This is a genomic window from Streptomyces sp. NPDC101237, assembly GCF_044767465.1.
Lineage (GTDB): Bacteria > Actinomycetota > Actinomycetes > Streptomycetales > Streptomycetaceae > Streptomyces > Streptomyces gramineus.
Window position 1 is genome coordinate 129,521 of the sequence record NZ_JBIWNY010000009.1, and the last position, 20,244, is coordinate 149,764.

19 protein-coding genes and 1 pseudogene are annotated in these 20,244 nt (G+C 73.9%); 6 read left to right on the forward strand and 14 right to left on the reverse strand.

Features of this window, described 5'->3' with window-relative positions; genetic code table 11:
• Window positions 1-31 precede the first annotated feature (31 nt).
• The gene (locus tag ACIRQ9_RS16445; RefSeq protein WP_404172808.1) at window positions 32-1,183 is read right to left on the reverse strand and encodes an MFS transporter; all 1,152 of its coding nucleotides are present in this window, start codon (window positions 1,181-1,183) and stop codon (window positions 32-34) included.
• 734 nt (window positions 1,184-1,917) lie between these two features.
• On the opposite strand from ACIRQ9_RS16445, the gene ACIRQ9_RS16450 reads away from it, so the two are divergent.
• Window positions 1,918-2,313 carry a luciferase family protein gene (locus ACIRQ9_RS16450; protein ID WP_404172811.1) on the forward strand — a complete coding sequence of 132 codons (396 nt, stop codon included), beginning with the start codon at window positions 1,918-1,920 and terminating at the stop codon, window positions 2,311-2,313.
• A gap of 30 nt (window positions 2,314-2,343) precedes the next feature.
• Here the strand turns inward: ACIRQ9_RS16450 and ACIRQ9_RS16455 are convergent, their stop codons facing one another.
• The gene (locus ACIRQ9_RS16455) at window positions 2,344-3,123 is read right to left on the reverse strand and encodes a DeoR/GlpR family DNA-binding transcription regulator (RefSeq protein ID WP_404172814.1); all 780 of its coding nucleotides are present in this window, start codon (window positions 3,121-3,123) and stop codon (window positions 2,344-2,346) included.
• 189 nt (window positions 3,124-3,312) lie between these two features.
• Entirely contained in the window at window positions 3,313-4,443 is a 1,131-nt protein-coding gene (locus ACIRQ9_RS16460; RefSeq protein ID WP_404172817.1) for a methyltransferase, read from the reverse strand.
• Window positions 4,444-4,510: 67 nt separating this feature from the next.
• Between ACIRQ9_RS16460 and ACIRQ9_RS16465 the strand changes: the two genes are divergently transcribed.
• Both ACIRQ9_RS16465 and ACIRQ9_RS16470 read left to right on the forward strand, forming a co-directional pair.
• The gene (locus ACIRQ9_RS16465; RefSeq protein ID WP_404172820.1) at window positions 4,511-5,161 is read left to right on the forward strand and encodes an alpha-ketoglutarate-dependent dioxygenase AlkB family protein; all 651 of its coding nucleotides are present in this window, start codon (window positions 4,511-4,513) and stop codon (window positions 5,159-5,161) included.
• Between the two features lie 130 nt (window positions 5,162-5,291).
• Window positions 5,292-6,527: an ROK family protein gene (locus ACIRQ9_RS16470; protein WP_404172823.1), complete on the forward strand. Its 1,236-nt coding sequence runs from the start codon at window positions 5,292-5,294 to the stop codon at window positions 6,525-6,527.
• Window positions 6,528-6,546: 19 nt separating this feature from the next.
• Here ACIRQ9_RS16470 and ACIRQ9_RS16475 read toward each other — a convergent pair.
• From ACIRQ9_RS16475 to ACIRQ9_RS16485, 3 genes and pseudogenes are all read right to left on the reverse strand, one after another.
• Window positions 6,547-6,747: pseudogene (locus ACIRQ9_RS16475) on the reverse strand (phosphotriesterase); the annotation flags it as partial.
• Between the two features lie 132 nt (window positions 6,748-6,879).
• Complete coding sequence (locus ACIRQ9_RS16480; protein WP_404172825.1) at window positions 6,880-7,464, reverse strand: DUF4865 family protein; 585 nt, start codon at window positions 7,462-7,464, stop codon at window positions 6,880-6,882.
• A 70-nt stretch (window positions 7,465-7,534) separates the two neighbouring features.
• Window positions 7,535-8,104 (reverse strand): TetR/AcrR family transcriptional regulator, encoded by a 570-nt coding sequence (locus ACIRQ9_RS16485; RefSeq protein ID WP_404172828.1) that lies wholly within the window; start codon window positions 8,102-8,104, stop codon window positions 7,535-7,537.
• Window positions 8,105-8,269: 165 nt separating this feature from the next.
• On the opposite strand from ACIRQ9_RS16485, the gene ACIRQ9_RS16490 reads away from it, so the two are divergent.
• A complete protein-coding gene (locus ACIRQ9_RS16490) occupies window positions 8,270-8,560 on the forward strand; it encodes an SHOCT domain-containing protein (RefSeq protein ID WP_404172831.1) in 291 nt (96 codons plus the stop codon).
• Between the two features lie 136 nt (window positions 8,561-8,696).
• Here ACIRQ9_RS16490 and ACIRQ9_RS16495 read toward each other — a convergent pair whose 3' ends face one another.
• Together ACIRQ9_RS16495 and ACIRQ9_RS16500 are read right to left on the reverse strand one after the other, a co-directional pair.
• Window positions 8,697-9,359: an ATP-binding protein gene (locus ACIRQ9_RS16495; RefSeq protein ID WP_404173203.1), complete on the reverse strand. Its 663-nt coding sequence runs from the start codon at window positions 9,357-9,359 to the stop codon at window positions 8,697-8,699.
• Window positions 9,360-9,541: 182 nt separating this feature from the next.
• Window positions 9,542-9,865: a hypothetical protein gene (locus ACIRQ9_RS16500; protein ID WP_351322601.1), complete on the reverse strand. Its 324-nt coding sequence runs from the start codon at window positions 9,863-9,865 to the stop codon at window positions 9,542-9,544.
• A gap of 357 nt (window positions 9,866-10,222) precedes the next feature.
• Here ACIRQ9_RS16500 and ACIRQ9_RS16505 point away from each other — a divergent pair, with 357 nt between their 5' ends.
• A complete protein-coding gene (locus tag ACIRQ9_RS16505; protein WP_404172834.1) occupies window positions 10,223-11,347 on the forward strand; it encodes a PLP-dependent cysteine synthase family protein in 1,125 nt (374 codons plus the stop codon).
• A gap of 76 nt (window positions 11,348-11,423) precedes the next feature.
• On the opposite strand, the gene ACIRQ9_RS16510 is transcribed toward ACIRQ9_RS16505, so the two are convergent.
• Together ACIRQ9_RS16510 and ACIRQ9_RS16515 are read right to left on the reverse strand one after the other, a co-directional pair.
• Entirely contained in the window at window positions 11,424-11,882 is a 459-nt protein-coding gene (locus tag ACIRQ9_RS16510) for an SRPBCC family protein (protein WP_404172837.1), read from the reverse strand.
• Window positions 11,883-11,949: 67 nt separating this feature from the next.
• Window positions 11,950-12,765, reverse strand: coding sequence for a DeoR/GlpR family DNA-binding transcription regulator (locus ACIRQ9_RS16515; RefSeq protein ID WP_404172840.1), 816 nt, complete (start codon window positions 12,763-12,765; stop codon window positions 11,950-11,952).
• A 293-nt stretch (window positions 12,766-13,058) separates the two neighbouring features.
• Between ACIRQ9_RS16515 and ACIRQ9_RS16520 the strand changes: the two genes are divergently transcribed.
• Entirely contained in the window at window positions 13,059-15,461 is a 2,403-nt protein-coding gene (locus ACIRQ9_RS16520) for a hypothetical protein (protein WP_404172842.1), read from the forward strand.
• Here ACIRQ9_RS16520 and ACIRQ9_RS16525 read toward each other — a convergent pair whose 3' ends face one another.
• The 4 genes from ACIRQ9_RS16525 to ACIRQ9_RS16540 form a co-directional block, all read right to left on the reverse strand.
• Window positions 15,462-17,900 (reverse strand): right-handed parallel beta-helix repeat-containing protein, encoded by a 2,439-nt coding sequence (locus ACIRQ9_RS16525; protein WP_404172845.1) that lies wholly within the window; start codon window positions 17,898-17,900, stop codon window positions 15,462-15,464. It abuts the gene before it with no gap.
• Between the two features lie 175 nt (window positions 17,901-18,075).
• On the reverse strand, window positions 18,076-18,681 hold the full coding sequence (locus ACIRQ9_RS16530) for a hypothetical protein (RefSeq protein ID WP_404172848.1): 606 nt from the start codon (window positions 18,679-18,681) through the stop codon (window positions 18,076-18,078).
• A 494-nt stretch (window positions 18,682-19,175) separates the two neighbouring features.
• The gene (locus ACIRQ9_RS16535) at window positions 19,176-19,502 is read right to left on the reverse strand and encodes an MOSC N-terminal beta barrel domain-containing protein (RefSeq protein ID WP_404172851.1); all 327 of its coding nucleotides are present in this window, start codon (window positions 19,500-19,502) and stop codon (window positions 19,176-19,178) included.
• Between the two features lie 19 nt (window positions 19,503-19,521).
• Window positions 19,522-19,977: a DUF6643 family protein gene (locus tag ACIRQ9_RS16540; protein ID WP_351932517.1), complete on the reverse strand. Its 456-nt coding sequence runs from the start codon at window positions 19,975-19,977 to the stop codon at window positions 19,522-19,524.
• Window positions 19,978-20,244: the final 267 nt, after the last annotated feature.

Consider the following 20,244-nt stretch of genomic DNA (forward strand, 5'->3'; position numbering starts at 1 on the left):
TCACCTCCCGTCGCGCCGTGCCTTGGGCCCATCACCCGGTCGTGACGCCTATGACGGTGGCCACGGCGGCCAGGACCGCGACACTCGTCAGGGCCGTCGGCAGCGACGTCCACTCCGCCAGGAAGCCGATCGCCGGCGGGCCAAGCAGCATCCCGCCGTAGCCGAACGTGGACGCCGTGGCCACGCCGGACGGACCCGCCAGGGCGCCCGCCCGGTCCACGGCCACGGGGAAGAGGTTGGCCAGGCCCAGTCCCGTGACGGCGAAGCCGATCAGTGTCGCCCACACCGAGGGCGCGAGTGAGCCGAGAAGCATGCCGATCGCCGCCGTGCCACCGCCGAAGACCACCGTCCGGGACCGGCCGAGCCGTTCCAGCAGCCGTGTCCCGCTCGCCCGGCCCGCCGTCATGGCCAGGGCGAAACACGTGTAACCGGCTGCCGCGACACCCGGCGAGGCGTCCAGGTCCTGGCGCAGGTGCAGCGCGCCCCAGTCGGCCATCGCGCCCTCGCCGTACGCCGTGCACAGCGCGATCAGGCCGAAGACGGCGACCATGCGGCGCGTGCGGGTGTCCAGTCGGCGCGGCGCGGTGTCGGAAGGCTGTTCGGCGGCCGGGACCGGCACCTCGCAGCGCAGCAGGGCACGGCCCGCGACGGCGGTGACCAGCAGGCCGATCAGGGTGAGACCGAGGAGGTGCCGGGTGGGCGAGAGACTTCCGGCGACCAGGCCGCCCAGGCCCGCGCCGGTCATGCCGCCCAGGCTGAAGGCCGCGTGGAAGCTCGGCATGATCGGGCGGCGCAGCGCGGCGATCAGGTCCACCGCCGCGCTGTTGAAGGCCACGTTCAGCCCTCCGTAGGCCGCACCGAAGAGCAGCAGCACCAGGCCCAGGGAGAGTGCGGAGTGGGTCAGCGGCGGCAGGGCCACGCTCAGCGACAGCAGCACGCTGCACACCACGGTGACCGGATGGCTCCCGTAGCGGCGGCAGAGGCGACCGGTGAGCATCATCGTGACGACGGCCCCGGCGGAGACGCCGAGGAGGGCCAGGCCGAGGGTGCCGGCGGAGGCGCCGGTCTGCTGCTTGATGGCGGGGATGCGGACGACCCAGCCCGCGAAGACGAAGCCGTCGAGGGCGAAGAAGGCGGTGAGGGTGATCCGGAGGCGGCGCAGACGGTCGTCGGTGCCCGGCACGTCGTTGTGCGTTCGGGATTTGTTTATTTGCGGCACAAATTCAGGCTAGGCCGGGTACCGCGCCGGGGCAAGGCCGTCGGAGAGCGGGAGACCCGGCTGTGCTCGCCGTCGCCGGACCTGCCGCTCGACCGGCTCGCGGGACGGACGCGCGGACGGTGACGGGCGGACTCGGAGACGGCACCAGCGGTGGGCCGCCGTCGACCGGCCCGCGATCCTGGCTCGCGCCTGCCTCCACGGGGCACCGCCGTCCGTCGCGCATGCCCGTGTGTTCCTGTGCGACTTGTCCGGGAACGTGCTGAACTCCGGTCCGCCCCAGGCCGGTTGGCCCGTCTCCGGTGCGCCGGGCCGTCGGCGCGTACTCCCGCGCACGGCTCGGCGTGCACGTCACCCTTGGCGCAGGTGTCCTGGAAGCTTTCGCCGCACGGGCTCATCTCCGCACCACCGGAGGGGAGTTGGGTCGGGACCGGGATCGCGCCGGGCGTCCCGTCCCGCGGCGGGAGGCCTGGTCCGGCGGCCCCGCGGGGAACCACTCGACATGTCAGACGCGCGTAGAACGTGACGTTCGCCACTCCCGTCCCAGACGTCCGAGACGCACCTTCCGTCCCCCGAACCGCGGAAACCCTGCGGGAATTCACTCACCTCGGGTGCCCGGGTCCACGCGAAGTCCGGCAACAGCTCGGTTAATAACTGCTCGCCGGTTGGTTACCGGAGAGTGAGCGGTCCATGATGGCCCCATGACGTTGGCCTCGCGCGCTCTGGCGCAACTGGCGACCTGGCCCGACCTGACCCAGGCGGTACCGAGCTGCGGCCTGGGGCAGGCAGTGAGTTCGACGCACGGAGAGATCGCGCACTTCCACTCGGAGCGCGACGTGGACCTGCGTCTGACCACCCACGCCATCCGGCACTTCGCCAAGAACCTCAAGAGCACCGGCGCCATCCGCATCGTCCCCGGTTCCCAGTGGGTGACCATCCGGCTCGACGCCGCCAGCGACGTCGATCTGCTGCTGACCCTGGTGAGCGTCGCCCTCCAGGCCCACCAGAGCTGGCCCGACCCCGTCGACCGGCCGCTGTTCGGCTGCAACGACCAGCGGGGCGCGGGCTTCGTCAGCGCGGACACCAGCGGTATGTGACCGGGGGAGCGGGCGCCCGCGGTGTCCGGGTCACACGGTCATGACCCGGACCCCCGCCTCCTCGAACGCGCGCACCGCCTCCGGCTCCGCGGCCGCGTCGGTGACGAGCGTGTCCACCAGCTCCGCCGCGCAGATCCGGGCGAACGCCCGCCCGCCCAGCTTGCTGGAGTCGGCGGCGACGACCACGCGGGCGGCACGCTCGCACAGCAGCCGGTTGATCGCGGCCTCCGCCTCGTCGTGGGCCGCGGCGCCGTGCCCTGCGTCGAAGGCGACCACTCCGAGCACCGCCACGTCCAGGGTGATCTGACCGAGCACGCCGTCGGCGAGCGGCCCGACGAGCTCGTACGACTGCGGGCGGGCCACCCCGCCCGTCACCACGATCTTGAACTGGGGCCGGACGGCCAGCTCGTTGGCGATGTTCAGCGCGTTCGTGACGACGGTCAGCGCGGGTGAACCGGTGGCGAGGTCGGTGCGCACGGCCAGGGCGCGGGCCACCTCCGTGGTGGTCGTCCCGCCGGTCAGCCCCACCGCCTCGCCCGGCGCGACGAGTTCGGCCACCGCCCGCGCGATCCGCTCCTTCTCCGTGGCCCGCCGGGCGGTCTTGTAGCGCAACGGCAGTTCGTAGGACACCCCGTGCATCACCGCTCCGCCCCGGGTGCGCACCAGCATCTGCTGCTCGGCGAGCTGGTCGAGGTCCCGGCGGATCGTCGCCGCGGAGACCGCCAGCTCCGCCGCCGCGTCCTCGACGTCCAGGCGGCCGCGCTCGACGAGCAGTTCAAGCAGTGCCTTCCAGCGGGCGTCGCGCGACATCCGCCCCCTCCGTTCCTCGGCCTTCCGGCGACCCTAACCCACCCCGCCACCGCCCGACTGCTCGGTCATGCTCGAAGACCGGCGCCACCGCGCAGGAACAATCAGCGCGCGCAAGGGGTCGGAGCCGGTGGCGACGAGGACGGCGCACGGCCACCCGGGCGGCCGTGCGGATCACCGGCGTCCGCGGGACTACCCGCGCTTGACCGCCTTGAGGACCACGAACTTCGGGTCGCTCGCCACCAGCAGGCTGTTGCCGAACAGCCTGCGCAGCTTCACGTGGTAGCCGAGGTGCCGGTTGCCCACCACCCACAGCTCGCCGCCCGGCCGCAGCGCCCGCGCCGCCCCGGTGAACATCCGCCACGCCGTCGCGTCGGTGGTCGCCTGGTGGGAGTGGAACGGCGGGTTGTTCAGCACCACGTCCACGCTGCCGGCCGCGACCCCGGCCAGCCCGTCCCCGACCCGGAACTCGGCATGTCCGGGCACTCCGTTGGCCTTGTAGGTGGCCTCCGCCGAGGCCACCGCCTGGAACGACTCGTCCACGAACAGCACCTCGGCCGTGGGATCGGCCAGCGCCACCGCCGTACCGACCACGCCGTTGCCGCACCCGAGGTCCACCACCCGGTTTCCGCCCGACGGCAGATGATCCAGGAAGAACCGGGTGCCGATGTCGAGCCGGTCCGCGCAGAAGACCCCCGCGTGGTTGACGACCGTGTGCCCGGAGACCGCGCCGATCCCGTCCGGCAGTTCGTAGCTGTACGGCCACGGGTTGACCGGCCGCCGCAGCGACGGGTCCGGGGAGCAGTGGATCAGCCGGGCCTTCTGCTCGGCCAGGGAGGTGCGGGTCGGGCCGAGGATCCGCTCGAACAGCCGCAGTGTCGAGGTGTGGATCTCCTTCACCATGCCGGTGCCGATCACCACCGTGTCCGCGTGCACGGCGGGCGCCAGCCTGAGCAACTGGTCCTCCAGCAGCGCCAGGCTCTTCGGCACCCGCACCAGCAGCACGTCCACCCGCTCCGGCGGTGGATCCTGCGTGGTGAGCAGCCGCACCGCACCCGGCTCGACGCCCGCCCGCGCCAGGTTCGCCCGGGTCGCCTCCTGGCTCAGGTACGAGTCGGTGATCTGCGTCGGCCGGTGCCCGGCCAGCGCCGTGACCAGCGCTCCCCAGCGGTCACCGAGGACCACCACCGAGCCCGAGAGCCCGGTCCCCTCCGCGGCCAGGTACCTCAGCAGGTACGCGTCGGAGGCGTCCCAGGCACGCAGCCGGTCGCCCGGATCCTCGGGGAAACGGGACAGCTCGTACTCGCCCCACGCAGTCGTCATACGGTCGCTCATCGTGCGTCCAGGCTAGCGGAGCCCCAGCTCAGGCCCGGTCGGGCAGGATGGGGGCATGGAGGACGAACTGTTCCCGAGGGCGTGCGCCCAGGTCGCGCCGGGCGCCGTGCACGTCCCCGGCTGGCTGAGCGCGCCGCGCCAGCGCGAGCTGCTGGACGCCTGCCGTCGGTGGGCCCGGCCGCCCGCCGGACTGCGCACGGTCCGTACACCGCACGGCGGCACCATGACCGCCCGGCAGGTCTGCCTGGGCTGGCACTGGTACCCGTACGCGTACGCCCGCACCGTCGTCGACGGCGACCAGAGCCCTGTCAAGCCGTTCCCGGCGTGGCTCGGCGAACTCGGCCGGCGCGCGGTGGCCGACACGCTCGGCCCGGAGGCCGCGAGCGGATTGTCGTACGACATCGCGCTGATCAACTTCTACGACGCCGACGCCCGGATGGGCATGCACCGCGACGCCGACGAGCGCTCGGACGCACCGGTGGTGTCACTGAGCCTCGGCGACACCTGCGTGTTCCGCTTCGGGAACACCGAGACCAGGACGAAGCCCTACACGGACGTGGAGCTGCGCTCGGGCGACCTGTTCGTGTTCGGGGGCGCCGGCAGGCTCGCCTACCACGGGGTGCCGCGGGTACGGCCGGGGACGGGACCGGCGGAACTGGGGCTGACCGGCCGCCTGAACATCACGCTGAGAGTCAGCGGATGGTGACCTCGCCCGGCCCGGGCGCTCGGTCGGAGGAGGGGCGCCGGGACGGGTGTGCGGGCGCCGCCGCGGGGGCGCGACCAGCCACGACGGACCGGCGGCGTCGCTGACTAAGGATCATGGCAGACTCCCCTTCATGAGCGGCAAGGCGGCCCCCGGCCCGACGGGGCAAGGGAACTCGAGGACGAGACTGGACCGAGGGCGCGGTGCACTGGGCCCCGCGCTGGAACTCGTGCACACCGGCCGCGCCCCCACCCGCGCCGTGCTCACCGCCGAACTCGGCGTCACCCGGGCCACCGCGGGCGCCGTCGCCGCCGAACTGGAGGCGCTCGGCCTGATCAGGGTCGACGCCCATCCCGGCGCGGCGGCCGGCTCGCAGGGCCGCCCCTCGCACCGCCTGGAGGTCGCCGAGCACGGCCCCGTCGCGCTCGCCGCGCAGGTCCACGCCGACGGCTTCCGCGCCGCGCTGGTCGGGCTCGGCGGCCGGATCGTCGCCACCGCACCCGGCTGCGAGCCCGTCGACGCCGACCCGGCCAAGGTGCTCGGCTCGGTGGTGGAGGCCGGCGCCGGCCTGCTCCGGGCCACCGGCCTGCGCTGTGTCGGCGCCGGTCTCGCCGTGCCGTCCGCGGTCGCGGAACCGGAGGGTCTCGCCCTCAACCCCCTGCATCTGGCCTGGCCCGTGGGCGCGCCGGTGCGGCGGATCTTCGCGGAGTGCGTGCGCGCGGCCGGAATCACCGGCCCGGCCTTCGCCGGCAACGACGTGAACCTGGCCGCGCTCGCCGAACACCGGCACGGCGCGGGCCGGGGCGCCCGCGACCTGCTGTGCGTCGCCACCGGGCACCGTGGTGTCGGCGGCGCGCTCGTCCTCGACGGCCGTCTGCACACGGGAAGTTCCGGACTGGCCCTGGAGGTCGGCCACCTCACCGTCAACCCCGAGGGCCGGCCGTGTCACTGCGGCAGCCGGGGCTGCCTGGACGTCGAGGCCGACCCGCTGGCGCTGCTCATCGAGGCGGGCCGCGATCCCGGCCCGGAGGTGTCGCTGCTCCGGCAGGCCGAGGACCTGGTCCGCGACCACTACGGCGACCCGACCGTGCGCCGGGCCGCCGAGGCCCTGATCGACCGTCTGGGCCTCGGCCTGGCCGGGTTGGTCAACATCCTGAACCCGGACCGCATCATCCTCGGCGGCCTGCACCGCACCCTGCTGGACGCCGACCCCGAGCGGCTGCGCGCCGTCGTCGCCGACCGCAGCCTGTGGGGCCAGAGCGGGGGCGTACCGATCCTGCCGTGCACGCTGAGCCACAACAGCCTGGTGGGCGCCGCCGAGTTGGCGTGGCAGCCGGTCCTTGACGACCCGCTGGGCGCGTTGCGCTGACGGCCTCGGGCATCCATCAGTCGGTGGCGTGGTTCGCGCGGGACGGCCCGTCGAAGGCCGGCCGGCAGCCGGCGGCCTGCCGCTGCACGACAAGGTCAGAGGACCGGTTGAGATGACCGAGGATCACCCGGCCGCCGGGGACGCCCGACCCGCCGCACAGCAGGTCCAGCACGTCCAGCGCGGCGGTACCCATCTCCAGGTGCACGACGCTCGCCCCGCCCGCGCGCCCCCGCCCGCGCGTCGTCCGGCTCCTGGCCGGTAGCCGGGGACTGCGCAGGAAGAGGTGGTCGTGCGCGTCGCACACGCCGAACTCCGCGGGTGTACAGGTCGCCGAGGTCCGTACGGACGGCGCTCACCACTGCCGCCCGCGTCGCAGCCGGTCCCGGCCCGGCGCCGACAGGTGCAGGACCTCGAAGACGTCCCCCTCGTCCTTCGGGGCGGCGTGCGCCCGCAGCGAGAAGTGGACCAGCTCCCAGCGGGCGGTGTCCACGGCCGCCGCGGCCAGCACCACGCCGTCCCCGGCGGCGACTTGCCGCGTCTCGCGCACCGCGTCCGCCATCAGGCCGGACAGCTCGGCCCCCTCCGGTACCGGGTCCCGGCGCCGGACCGCGAACTCCGCACGCGCGCCCGCCGCCCGGCCCTCCTCGAAGGCCAGCCCCGACCACTGCCGGGCCTCGGGCCGCCCGAAGTCGTTCACCAGCCCCTGGAAGGCGCCGCCCCACAGGAAGCGGTTCATACCCTCCATGGTGTTCCACAGGTAGAAGGGCGCGTACTGGTTGACCGGCGATCCGTGCGTGCCGCGCTCGCGCACCAGGTACGTCTTGAACCCGAGCCCGTCCCAGTCGTCGAGCAGATGCCCGACCCGGGCCACCCGGTCCCGGACGATCCCCATGTCGTAGTCCGCGGGCAGGGTCACTTCGTACTGGAGGGCGTGCACGGCGGAAGCCTCTCTCTCGGGCGCCAGGGCGCTCGGGCAGTGGTGGCGGCGGGGCGGGCGCCGGGGTACGTCAGCTCCTCAGCAGCGACAGCAGTCCGCGCACACCCGCGTCGAACGCGGCGGGTGAGCCGCAGGCGCGGGCGAGGACGTACCCTCCCTGCACGGTCGCCAGGACCGTCGCGGCGATCTCCTCACCGTCCACCCACGGCCCGAACTGCCCCTGTTCCTTGCCCTCCTCGACGATCCCGGCGATCAACTTGCGGATCCGGTCGAGGGTCTCGTCGACGGGCGCCCGCAGCGCGTCGCTCGCGACGACGTCCGGGTCCATGGTCAGCCGGCCGACCGGGCAGCCGCGCAGCACGTCGCGCTCGCGCCGCAGGTACGCCTCGATCCGCTCGTACGGTGTTCCCGGGCCGGTGAGCACCGCCTCCGCGCCGGTCAGCAACTCGCCCGCGGTACGCCGGATCGCGGCCAGGGCCAGGTCCTGCTTGCCCGTGAAGTGGTGGTACATGCTGCCCTGTCCCGCCCCGGCGCGTTCCAGGATCGCCTTCGGGCTCGTGCCGACGTAACCGCGCTCCCAGAGCAGCTCGCGGGTGGACTCGATCAGACGTTCCGAGGTGCTCATGAAGACAGTGTACATACCAGTAGGTACAGGGCGGTCGGCCGGTGGAAGCAGTCCGGTTGGCGCTGTGTACTCCCCTGGAGGTACGGCGACCGCCGCCGGGCGCACGACGACCCGGACCCCTCGGGGGAGCCAGTCTCGACATGGCACACCGAGACGTTCTGGCAAAGGAGTTGAGCCGAGATGGAGACCCTCGCGATCGGGGACGGCGGGCCCGGCCCGTGGATCCTGTTCTTCCCGCTGATCTGGGCGGCCGTGGTGATCGGCGCCGTCACCGTCCTGCGCCGCACGGCGTGGCGCGGGCGCGGCGGCCCGTGGCGCCCGGCGGACGCCCGCCGCCCGGCCGGCGACTCACCGCTCGCCGTCCTCGGCCGCCGGTTCGCCTCGGGCGAGATCGACGAGGACGAGTACTGGCGGCGTCTGTCGGTCCTGGAGGAGCACTTCGGCCGCATCGGCACGGGTGGCGCGGCCTGACCGCGACGGCGGTGGTGGTGCGGGACCCGCCCATTGCGCCGCGCGGACGCGGGGCGGTGCCGGCGCGGCCGGGCGTCCTCGCCCCGGGTGCCCGGCCGGCGTGCGGCGGCGTCCGGGAGGGTGTCTCACCGCCCGCTCAACTGGCGACAGCCGAGCGGGCGGGAGCATGTGCGGTGTCAGGTGCACCGGAGGTCGCCGGTACGGCGGCCGGGGGACCCGCGGTCGCGGGCACGGCGCCGCCGCCGGCCAGCTGCGCGGCGGCCGGGGCACCGGCACCGACCTGCGCGGCGGCGGCCGTCGCGTGTCCGCCCGTCGGTGCTCCGGCTCCCGCCGCCACGACACGCTGGGGTGTCGGTTCGGGCGTCAGGCGGTGCGGGCGGGCCGGCTGCGCCGCGGCGTCCGGCGCGGGCAGGGTGAACCACACGACCTTGCCGTCGTCGTGCGGCCGCACTCCCCAGCTCTCGCTGACCGCGGCCACCATCGCCAGGCCCCGTCCGCAGGTGGCCATGGGCGCGACGTCGGTCCCGTCCTCGGCCACCGGGAGCCGCGGATCATGGTCGCGGACGGACACCGTGAGCCGGTCGAGCTGAAGCTCGATCTCCACGGTGCAGTTCTTGTCGGGCTGGGCGTGACGGTGGACGTTGGTCAGCAACTCCGTCACACCGAGCGCGGCCCGGTCGATCAACGGATCAAGGCGCCAGTAGCGCAACTGCGCAGATACGATTCTGCGGACTTGGCCGATCCGCGAGGGAAGGGCCTGGAGCTCCACCGAGCAGTGTCTGCTTGGGTGTTCGATCACGACTGCGACTCCCCGACGTGAGGTCCGGAAGAACACGGAGAACGGATCCAGCAGGGTGCCGCCGTCCATGGGGCCGCCTGCTGTCGTGGCCGGCGGGCTGGTTCGCAGCGTTATCGCCGGTAAACCCAGAGTGACGTGAGACAAGCGTGACCCAGCGCGCACGGTCCCGCAACTCGCCGTGATCAGTGGTCGCGCCCGGCGGCCCGCCGTACCGCCTCGATGAAGCGGCGCGCCGCGGGCGGGCCGGGCTCGCCCGGTGCCGGATCGTGCTCACCCAGAGTGAGCGAGTACCGCTGGCCGTTGAGGTCCGCCAGGGCCCGGTCCTCCGACGCGAACCACGGCTTGGAGGCCCGTACCGCCTGCACGGGCGCGCTGTCGATCTCGCTGCCGTAGCTGGTCAGCAACTGCAGCCTGCCCTCGCTTATCCGGACCTGCCCGGCCCGGGTGAGCGAACGCAGCCGCTTGTCGATCCGCACGCCCTTCGCCGTGAACTCCGGCTCCGCCATCCTGCCCCGCCCCTTTTCGACTGCCTCGGCCACCGGCCCGCGGGCTCGTGGCCCCGACCGGCGCACTCCGGCACGTGTGGTGATCCAGTGTGCGCCCCCGTTCGGGACGTTCGTCCCGTCCGGTGGCAGTCTGCCCGCCCGCGACGAGGAGCACCAGTACGCACGGGGCGCCGGGCGGGGGGCGCTCGGAGCACTCGCGGCAATGCGCCCCCGGCGGGATCGAGCCACTGTTGCGCAGGAGGCCTTTGAGGCGCTCAAAGATGCGTTTATGCAGGTGAGAAGCGCTGCGAAAGGTGCTTATGATCGGTGCGCCGGCCGCGTTCGGAGGCCGTCGGCGCTCAGCCTAAGGAGTCCGCCGTGAGCACCACCCCGCAGATCCGCACCGGCGCCACCCTCGACGTCGACCGCAGCGACAGCGAGTACCGCGACTGGCTCAAAGAGGCGGTCCGGAAAGTCCAGGCGGACGCGAACCGCTCGGCGGACACCCACCTGCTGCGTTTCCCGCTGCCAGAGGCCTGGGGCATCGACCTCTACCTCAAGGACGAGTCGACCCATCCCACAGGAAGCCTCAAGCACCGGCTGGCCCGCTCGCTCTTCCTCTACGGTCTGTGCAACGGCTGGATCCGGCCGGACCGGCCCGTGATCGAGGCGTCCAGCGGCTCGACGGCCGTCTCCGAGGCCTACTTCGCGAAGCTGATCGGCGTTCCCTTCGTCGCCGTCATGCCGCGCACGACCAGCTCCGAGAAGTGCCGGCTCATCGAGTTCCACGGCGGGCGGTGCCACTTCGTGGACGACCCCCGGAAGGTGTACGAGGAGTCCGCGCGCCTGGCGGTGGAGACCGGCGGCCACTACATGGACCAGTTCACCTACGCCGAGCGGGCCACGGACTGGCGCGGCAACAACAACATCGCCGAGTCCATCTTCCGCCAGCTGGAACTGGAACGGTTCCCGGAGCCGGCGTGGATCGTCGCCACGGCGGGCACCGGCGGTACGTCCGCGACCCTCGCGCGCTACGTCCACTACACCCTGCGCGACACCCGCGTCTGTGTCGCCGACCCCGAGAACTCCTGTTTCTTCGAGGGCTGGACCACCGGTGACCCGGACGTCACCCGCGACTGCGGTTCGCGGATCGAGGGCATCGGCCGGCCGCGGATGGAACCGAGCTTCGTGCCCGGGGCCATCGACCGGATGATGAAGGTGCCGGACGCGGCGAGCGTGGCGGCGGTACGGGCGCTGGAGCGGGCGATCGGGCGCAAGGCGGGCGGTTCGACCGGGACCGGCCTGTGGAGTGCGCTGAAGATCGTGTCCGAGATGGTGGCGGCGGGCCGCACGGGCAGTGTGGTCACGCTGCTGTGCGATCCGGGCGACCGGTACCTCGACAAGTACTACTCGGACTCCTGGCTGGAGGAACAGGGTCTGGACATCGTCCCCTACGCGGCGGCCATCGAGTCCCTGCTGGCCACGGGGGTCTGGCCGCGATAGGGCCGGGGGAGCGGGGCGCCCGTCGCCGCTGCGGCCGTCCCCCGCGTTTCCGAAGGGGCGGTGCGGCGCGCGCGGTTCACAGCCCGGCGTCCAGGGTGCGTATCCCCTCGCGGATCGCCCGGCCCATGCCCGGTGCCGCCAGCCGGCACACCGCGCGGAACGGCGCCGTACCGTCCAGGGCGAACGTCATCCGGACCCGGGTGCCGGTGCCGTACGGGACGAGGTGCCACTCCTCCAGCCAGGCCCGCGCGCCCGGCACGTTCGCCGTGTCCACGCGGTAGGCGTACACCTCGGGGGCCGTCGACGCGATCACCGTCTCCGTGAGGCGGACGCCGCCCTGGAGCCGCACCTCGCGGCCGCCTTCCGTGGGGCGGGCCGACCGCACCCCCGTCATCCACCGCGACCAGCCGGCCACGTCCTCCGCGAGCGCCCGGAAGACCGTCTCGGGCGCGGCCTTCGTCCCGCGTCCGAACACGAGCCGTACGGGCGCGGTCTCGACGAAGTCGAGTCCCACCGGGCGCAGTTGGTGAGCCACCGGGCCGACCTCCTCGTGAGACGCTCTCCCGAAAAGGTAGCTGACGGCCCGTCAACTGTCTGTACCCTCAGTCCGTTTCGCCCGCCACCACCAGGCGCCGCAGGTGCTCGGAGATCTCCGCGCGGGCCGCGGCGGGCAGTCCGGCATCCGTGACCAGCGTGTCGACCTGCTCCAGCTTGGCGAACGAACTCAGCCCCACCGTCCCCCACTTGGTGTGGTCCGCGACCACCACGACACGGCGGGCCGACTGCACCAGGCGGCGGTTGGTCTCCGCCTCCGCGAGGTTCGGCGTGGAGAGCCCGGCCTCCGTCGATATGCCGTGCACGCCGAGGAACAGCAGGTCGAAGTGGAGCGCGCCGATCGCCTGGTCGGCCACCGGGCCCACCAGCGAGTCCGACGGCGTGCGGACCCCGCCGGTCAGCACGACGGTGGCCGCGCCCTGCCGCTGCCCGGTGACGCGCTGGGCGGCGTGGAAGACGTCCGCCACCCGCACCGAGTTTGTCACCACGGTCAGGTCCGGGACCTCCAGGAGCTGATGGGCCAGCGCGTACGTCGTCGTCCCCCCGGACAGCGCGATCGCCGTACCCGGCACGACCAGTTCGGCGGCGGCGCGGGCGATGTCCTCCTTGGCGGTCAGCTCCAGACCCGACTTGGCCTCGAACCCGGGTTCGTGGGTGCTCGCCTCGACCACCGGCACCGCACCGCCGTGCACCTTCTCCAGCACGCCCTGCCGGGCCAGCGCGTCCAGGTCCCGGCGTACGGTCATGTCCGACACGCCGAGCTTGCGGGTCAGTTCGTTGACCCGGACACCGCCCCGGCGCCGGACCTCGTCCAGGATCAGGGCGCGGCGCTGCTCCGCGAGGAGGTTCTGGTTCTCGCTCACGTACGCTCCGGTCCTCTCGCCAAAAGCCGTCCGACACGCCCTGCGTACCGGCTCCGACCAGGACATTCCGCTCGGCTGCGGTGCGTGGGCGCCCCATCCTTTCACGGGACCGCACCGGTTGCGCCACTCCCTGTGCCGGCCCGCACCCGTCTTCCGGTCACCGCGTGTTCCCTCAGGTGACACCCGCAACGGGGAGATTCGGTGCCGAGTGGTGTACGTCACACCGGAATCGGAGATCCTGAAACCCGCAGGGAGACACACCATCGGCGCGGCACGGGGGAAGTGCGAGAACAGTGGAACGCGCGCAGGAGCACACCGAAGGACCCGCGCACCGGCCGGGAGCCCCGCACACCGGATCCGTCCCGACACCGGGCGGTCCGCCCGGCCACCACGCGCGACAGCGGGACGCCGTCCACCGGCCCGCCACCGGCGCCGCCGTACCGGAGATCGACCTCGAACTGCTCGTGCACGGTGTCGGCGGCAGCACGCCCGAGAAGATGCTCGGCGATCCGCGCACCGTGCGGATCACCGGCGACGACACGGCGGCCGTCTTCCGGCGCGCCGGGGACGCGGACGCCGAGTCCCGGCCCGGCGACCACCGCGGCCGCCCGGTGCGCGAGGCGTACGTCTGGTGCAACCTCACCTCCGGCAACGCCTCCCGCGCCCTGTGGCTGCTGCTCCTGCCGTTCATGGTCGTCAACCTCGCCCACTGGATGCGCCCCGCCGCCCAGGACCGGCCGCGCACCGTCCGCCTGTACGGCCTGCTCGTCCGGCTCGCCGGGCTCACCATGACGGTGCTGCTGGTGGCCGCCGCCTGCGAGGTCGCCCTCGACCTCGCCGCCTGGCAGTGCGCGGGCACCGCCGCCTGCGCCCGCCGGCACACCTGGCTCGGATTCCTCTCGCCCACGGGCGCCACCGGCGGCTGGTGGAGCGCCCCCGGCCGACGCCTCGGCCTGGCCGCCCTGGTGCCCGCCGCGCTGACCGGCCTGCTCTGGTACCTCTCGCACCGCACCTGGAGCGCCTACGAGTCCACCCGGCCCCTCGCCCACGACGCGGAACCCGGGCACACCTCCCTCGGCAGCCCCGGCTTCTGGTACGGACGCCGCCTGGTGGCCCGGCTGCGCGCCGCCCACACCGCCGCGGGCCTGCTCGTCGTGGCCGCCGCGGTCCTCGCGCCCGCGGCCGCCTTCGACCGCCGGCCCGGCGGACCGGCCCTGCTCGACGCGGCCGGACGGCTGCTGACCTGCGCCCTGGCGGTCCTCGCGGTCGCCGCGGTGTGGGTCGTCTGCCGCCGCGGCCGCAGCGAGCACCTCCTCGACCAGGAACTCGACCGGCACCTGGTACGGCGCCTGCCGCTCGGCGCGCTCGCCCTGCTGGTCCTCGTCGCCCTCTACGCCGGCTGGTCCCGGCCGGGCTGGCGCTCGGTGGGACGGCTCGCCGGCGATCCGGCCTTCGGCAGCCTGGTCCTGGCCCAGGGCGTGCTGGTGATCGCCCTCGGGGCCGTCGCCCACGACCTGCACCGGAGGCTGTCCGATCCACGGGCCGCGATGCGCGGCCTCGGCGGCCCCGCGGTCGCGCTGCTCGCCTGCGCGCTGGGCGGGGTGATGTCGGGCGGGGTCGCCCAGCGGGTCTCCGACTGGCTGGACGGCACCGGCTCCTCCATCGCCGGACCACCGGTACTGCTGACCTGGCAGGCGTCGGTGATCCCGCCCGTCCTCGCGGTGCTGCTCGCCGCGGCCGCCTGGCTCGCCCGGCGTACCTCGCGGCTCGGCCGCGCCGAACGCGCGAGCGTGGCCCTCGACCACGCCGGCGAGCCGCAGGACACGGCCCGCACCCGCCGCATCGCCCGGGTCCGGGCCATGGCGGCTCTCACCGACCGGGCGCCGTTCGTCGTCACCGTCCTGTGCGCCGCCACGCTGGTGCTGGGGGCCGGGGCGCTGGCCGGCGCGTTCGCCACCGGGCAGACCCCGGACGCGGCCGCCGACCGGACCGTCGCCCTGGTGCACGGCGCCGCCCAGGCCTCCCAGGCGCTCGGCTCCTGGCTGGTCGGGCTCGGCTTCATACTGTTCGTCACCTGGGGCAGGCGCGCCTACAAGGACGCCTCCGCCCGGCGGACCATCGGCATCCTCTGGGACGTCGGCACGTTCTGGCCGCGCGCCGCCCATCCCTTCGCCCCGCCCTGCTACGCCGAGCGCGCGGTGCCCGACCTGACCTGGCGCATGGACACCTGGATCCGCCGCACCGGCGGACGGCTGGTCCTCTCCGGCCACTCCCAGGGCAGTGTCCTCGCGGCCGCGGCGGCCTGGCAGCTGACCCCGTCGGTCCGCCGCCGGGTCGCCCTGCTCACCTACGGCTCACCGCTGGAGCGCCTGTACGGCCGCTGGTTCCCGGCCCACTTCGGGCCCGCCGAACTCGCCTCCCTGCACCGCGACGTGGCCTGCTGGCGCAACCTCTACCGCCGTACCGACCCCATCGGCGGCCCGGTGCGGATCGCAGGCGGCGACGGCCCCGCGGTCGACCACCCCCCGCTCAAGGACCCCCTGGCCTACGGACGCAGCCCCGGCCATCCGCTGCCCGCTCCGATCCTCGGCCACTCCGACTACCAGGCGGACCCGGTCTTCGCCGAGGAACGGGAGCGGCTGCTGGCCCGGCTGCGGCCGGAGCTGCCCGGACAGCGGCCGCGACCGGCGCTCTGATCAGGCGAGTTCCGGAAGGTCTTCCGCGTACAGCAGGGTGAGGTCGTCGGTGCTCGGGTCGGCGAGCTGGGCGACCCGGCTCGCGTGCCGCTCCACCATCGCCTCGAACGTCTGGCGCGCGGTACGGCCGTTGCCGAACGCGGCGCCCTTGGGGAGCGCCGTGAAGTACGTCCGCAGCGCCTCGAAGGCACCCGGTGCCAGCCGGTACTCGTGCTCGTCGGCCTGCTGTTCCACGATCCGCAGCAGTTCGTCGGGGCCGTAGTCGCTGAAGGTGATGGTCCGGGAGAACCGGGACGCCACACCGGGGTTGACCGAGAGGAAGCGCTCCATCTCCGCCGTGTAGCCCGCGACGATCACCACGACCGCGTCCCGGTGGTCCTCCATCAGCTTGACCAGGGTGTCGATGGCCTCCTTGCCGAAGTCCCGGCCGGCGTCCTCGGGCGACAGCGCGTACGCCTCGTCGATGAACAGCACACCGCCGTGCGCCCGTTGGAACGCCTCCTGGGTGCGGATCGCCGTGGAGCCGATGTGCTCACCGACCAGGTCGACCCGGGACACCTCGACCAGGTGGCCCTTCTCCAGCACGCCGAGGGAGGCGAGGATCTCACCGTAGAGCCGGGCGACCGTCGTCTTGCCGGTGCCGGGAGAGCCCGTGAAGACCAGGTGCCGTTTGACCGACGCGGCCTTGAGACCGGCCTGTTGGCGGCGCCGGCCGACCTCGATCATGTCGGTCAGCGCACGGACCTCGCGCTTGACGCTCTCCAGGCCGACCAGCGCGTCGAGTTCACCGAGCACGGCCTCGGAGGTGCGGGCCGGCTCCTGGGGTTCGGCGGGAGCGAGGAGCGGCTCCTGTTCGGCGCTGCGCTGGCCGGGGATGGCGCCCAGCAGACCGGGCGACTGGTGGGCGGTCTGCACCACCGGCTCGGGCACGGCGGACGGCCGCAGGCTGCCGCTCTCGTCGCTGGTGCAGTCCTCCACCACCGGGCCGGTGCCGGAGCCCGTGTCCGGGCCCGCGTCGGCGAACTCGTAGCCGCCGCGCGCGCACCGCTCCGTACGGCACTTGCGCAGCGTCGTGCGGCAGCCGTCGATGACGTGGAAGCCGTAGCCGCCGCTGCCGGTGACCCGGCAGTTCTGGAAGGTGCCGCGACCGCCCGCCGACACGTAGAAGCCCGCCTCGGCGGGGGAGTCCACGGTGCAGCGTTCGATCGTGGGGTCGGCGCCCTTGGTGACGATCACGCCCGTCTGGGTGCCGTCCACCGTGCAGTTGTTGAGGGTGCCGCCGCTGCCGTGGTCGCGGAACCAGGCTCCGGTGGCCGCGTCCCGGATCCGGCAGTCGTCCAGCTGCGCGGTGGCCCCGTCGCTCACCGACACCGCCGTGTTGCGCACCTGGGAGAGGTCGCTGTCGACGACGTCGGCGCGGGAGCCGCGGTCCAGCACGAACAGCGCGTCCGGTACGTCGTGCACCCGGCACGAGTCCAGGACGGCGGTGGCGCCGTCGCTCACCCACACCGCCGGGTAGTCGCCGGTGCTGTCGAAGATCTCGCACTGGTTGGCGTCCACGCGGGTGCCCGGGTCCCACACCGACAGGCCGTTGCGGCCGAACTGGCGCACGGTGGTGCGGGTCAGCGTCAGCACCGAGCGCGAGCGCAGGTCGACCGCATTCTCCGGGATGTCGTGGATGCGGCAGTCGGCGAGGGTGAGCACCGCGTCGGTGTCGAGCGTGACCCCGTCGGCGGTGGTGCGGTGCACGTCGCAGTCGGTGAGGTGCGCCGTGGCCCGTGCGGTGACCTGCACACCGGAGCCGCGCACCTCGTAGATCTCGCATCCCACGGCCTCCAGCGCGGAGTTCTCGCCGGTCGCCGTCATGCCGGTGCCCGAGGCGTGGTGGACGCGGCACCGCTCGAGCCGCGGGTGGCCGCCGCCGCGCACCGCCACGCCCGCCTGGCCGGCCGCGACGACCTCGCACTCCTCGAACACGCCACCGCCGCCGTCGAGCACGGCGATGCCGATGCCGGCCGGGTTGTCGACGGTGCAGCGCCGCACGGTCGGCCGCGCGCCGCCACGCACCTCTATCCCGGCCGCGGAGCGGGTGACGATCCGCAGGTCCAGCAGCTCGGGTGCGCCCTCCTCGACGAGCAGCGCGGGGGCGGCCGCGTCCTGGCCCTCGACGTGCAGGTCCTGTACGACCGCCGAGGCCCGCACGGTCAGCGGCACGCCGTCCGCGGGCGCGATGCGCACCGAGCCGGGCGAGCCCTCCGGACCGCGCAGCGTCACCGCGCGCTGGAGGACGAGGTTCTCCCGGTAGGTGCCGGGCGCGACCGTCAGGACGTCGCCGTCCGCGGCGGCCTCCAGGGCGGCGGCGAGCGATGCGTACTCACCCGTGCGGCGCCGCCACCTCGATGTGCCGGTGTGCGTCACCTGGACCGTGCCCTGTGCCATGGCGTTGCTGAGCCCCCACCTCGTCGTACAGATCGCTTGCTCGCCTTCGGGACGGCCACCTGGAGGGTGTCCGGCCCGTGCGGTCCGCTCGCGCGCGGGTCGATGCCGAATGCGCTTCGGCCGGTCCACCGTAGCGTGCGCCGAGGTGGTGCACCGACCAGAGGGAAAAAGGCCCTCAGCTGCCGGTGTCGGCCTTGCCCCAGTCCGGGCCGGCCCGCTCCCAGGCCCGGTCCCAACGCGCGTACCTGCGACGGACCATACGCCAGACGATCACGCGTCGGGCGGTCTCCGTCAGACCCGCGGCGAGCAGGGTGGCGCCGAACCCGGCCAGCACGGCGTGGGCGGTGGCGGTGGTGGAGTCCAGCGGGCGGGCCGCCAGGAGGCCGTGGCCGTCCGTCCAGATGCCGAAGCGGTCGCCCTTGTGCGGGGACTTGAGGATCGTCAGGGCCGTGCCGTGTCGCCGGGTGCCGTCCGGTGCGGTCCAGTCGGCGAGGACGCGGCTGCGGGTGTCGTGGGCACTGGTGGCGTCGGGGTCGGGCTCCACCAGGGAGCCGCCCAGTCTCCGCACGACGGTGGCCGTGACCAGGTGCCGGTCGTGGTGCTGCTGCCGGACGGACCGCTGCAGCGCGTTCTGGGCGGCGGCACCGACGAGCGAGCCGAGCACGGGCGCGGCCACCACGATCAGCAGCAGTGTCACCAGGGCCACCCAGGCCTCGGCCAGGTCGGTCCTCCGGCGCAGCGGATTGTGCCGCCAGCGCCACAGACCGCGGATCGCTCGCACCGTCCACCACCCCCCTTCCGCTCCGTCATGGCCCCCGCCCGGACCGTTCACCCGCGAGCCCGCCCGAAGAGAGCGACATCACCCCCGGCACGGGCTCTCGGGAACTTCCCACGACCCCAACGACCGGACTGCGGGCCGGGGTTCCCGTGGAGGCGGAGATCGTCCGGGCGGAAGCCGAGGGCTGCGGCTCGGGGGAGCGGGGGCCGGATCGGCGTCGTCGGAGGCGGGTGGGGACGGGCCCGCGGTGGAGTGGCCGTCCGGAGGGGTCCGGAGGGGTGGGGGAGCGGAGGGCGCGGGGCCCGGCCGGGGCGGTGGACCGCGGTGCGCGGACCGGGGCGGCCGGGTGGCGTCCGGACGTGCGGATGCCGCCGACCCTCCCGGCTCCCGGTGCCGGGTGGCCGAACCGCTGGTGTCGGCGCGCGGAACCGCCGGTGCCGGTTCGCGGAACGCCCGCGCGCCGGGCGCGCCGGCCCGGACCGTGGACGGCCTCCCCCTCAGGCGCGTCGCACCGCGCACCATGGGCGTCCACCGGACCGTGACCAGGGGCTCCCGAACCGGCCGCGTCGCAGAGGCCCGACGGGCGCGCACCACCGCGAGCCACCACCGGACGGCCGCTCGGCGGCGGATCGCGCGAGGCGCGGGCGGACCCGCCGGGTGACGACCTTTCCCCCGTCGTCGATCAGGGCCCGGCGCCGGTCAACGGCCGGCCTGCGGGGCCGTACGAGGGCCTGCCGGGGCGCGAGGCCCCGGAGCGCCTTGACCGGGCGCACGTGCGCCTGCCGCACCCCGGCGATCCCCGGGACGTCGGCGCCGCGCGGCACCGGCGTCGGGGGACGCCGGTCAGTAGCCGCGGTACTGCTGCTGTTGCTGGTTGTTGTACGGGTCCTGGTACGGAGCCGTGGGCGCGGGGCGCGGAGCGGCCGGGCGCATCGCCTCGTACCCGGTGCCGCCCATCATCGGGCGCGGCGGCTGGGGCTGCTGCTGGCCGGGGTAGCCACGCGGCGCGGTCGCCTGCTGCGGAATGTAGGCGGTGGGGGCCTGCTGCATCGGCACGGGCTGCTGCATCTGCGGGTAGCCGTAGCCGGTGGCGGGCTGGGAGGGGCCCGCGGGGAGGGCGGGCAGTGCCGACGGGAGCGCGGGCAGGTTCAGGCCGCTGGGCGCGTCGTAGGCGGGGGGGACCCGGATCGGGGCGATCTGCGGGGTGCCCCGCTCGGCCACGAGGGAGTCGTAGATCGGGGTGTCCGGGAAGGAGGCGGAGTAGTAGCCGCCGCCATAGGTGGAGCGGGGGGAGGTCATGGCACATAAGTTAAGCCCACGATGTGCTGGTTGGGGAGACCGATAAGAGGGTTGTTTTCCGTGTCGGCAGGGATGCCGGATCCCCAATCCGAGCGAACTCGGCAAAAAAGGACGGCAATCAACGTACTGATCGTGTAAAGGTCGAGTTCCGCGCGGGTTACCGGCAGTTGGACCGCGATCTTCCTATGCTGCTCATGAGGCTTCCGTGTGCCCGGGAATAGGTTGTGCGGGTAGGGATGACCTGGGACCGCCGGGCGCGCCCGGCAC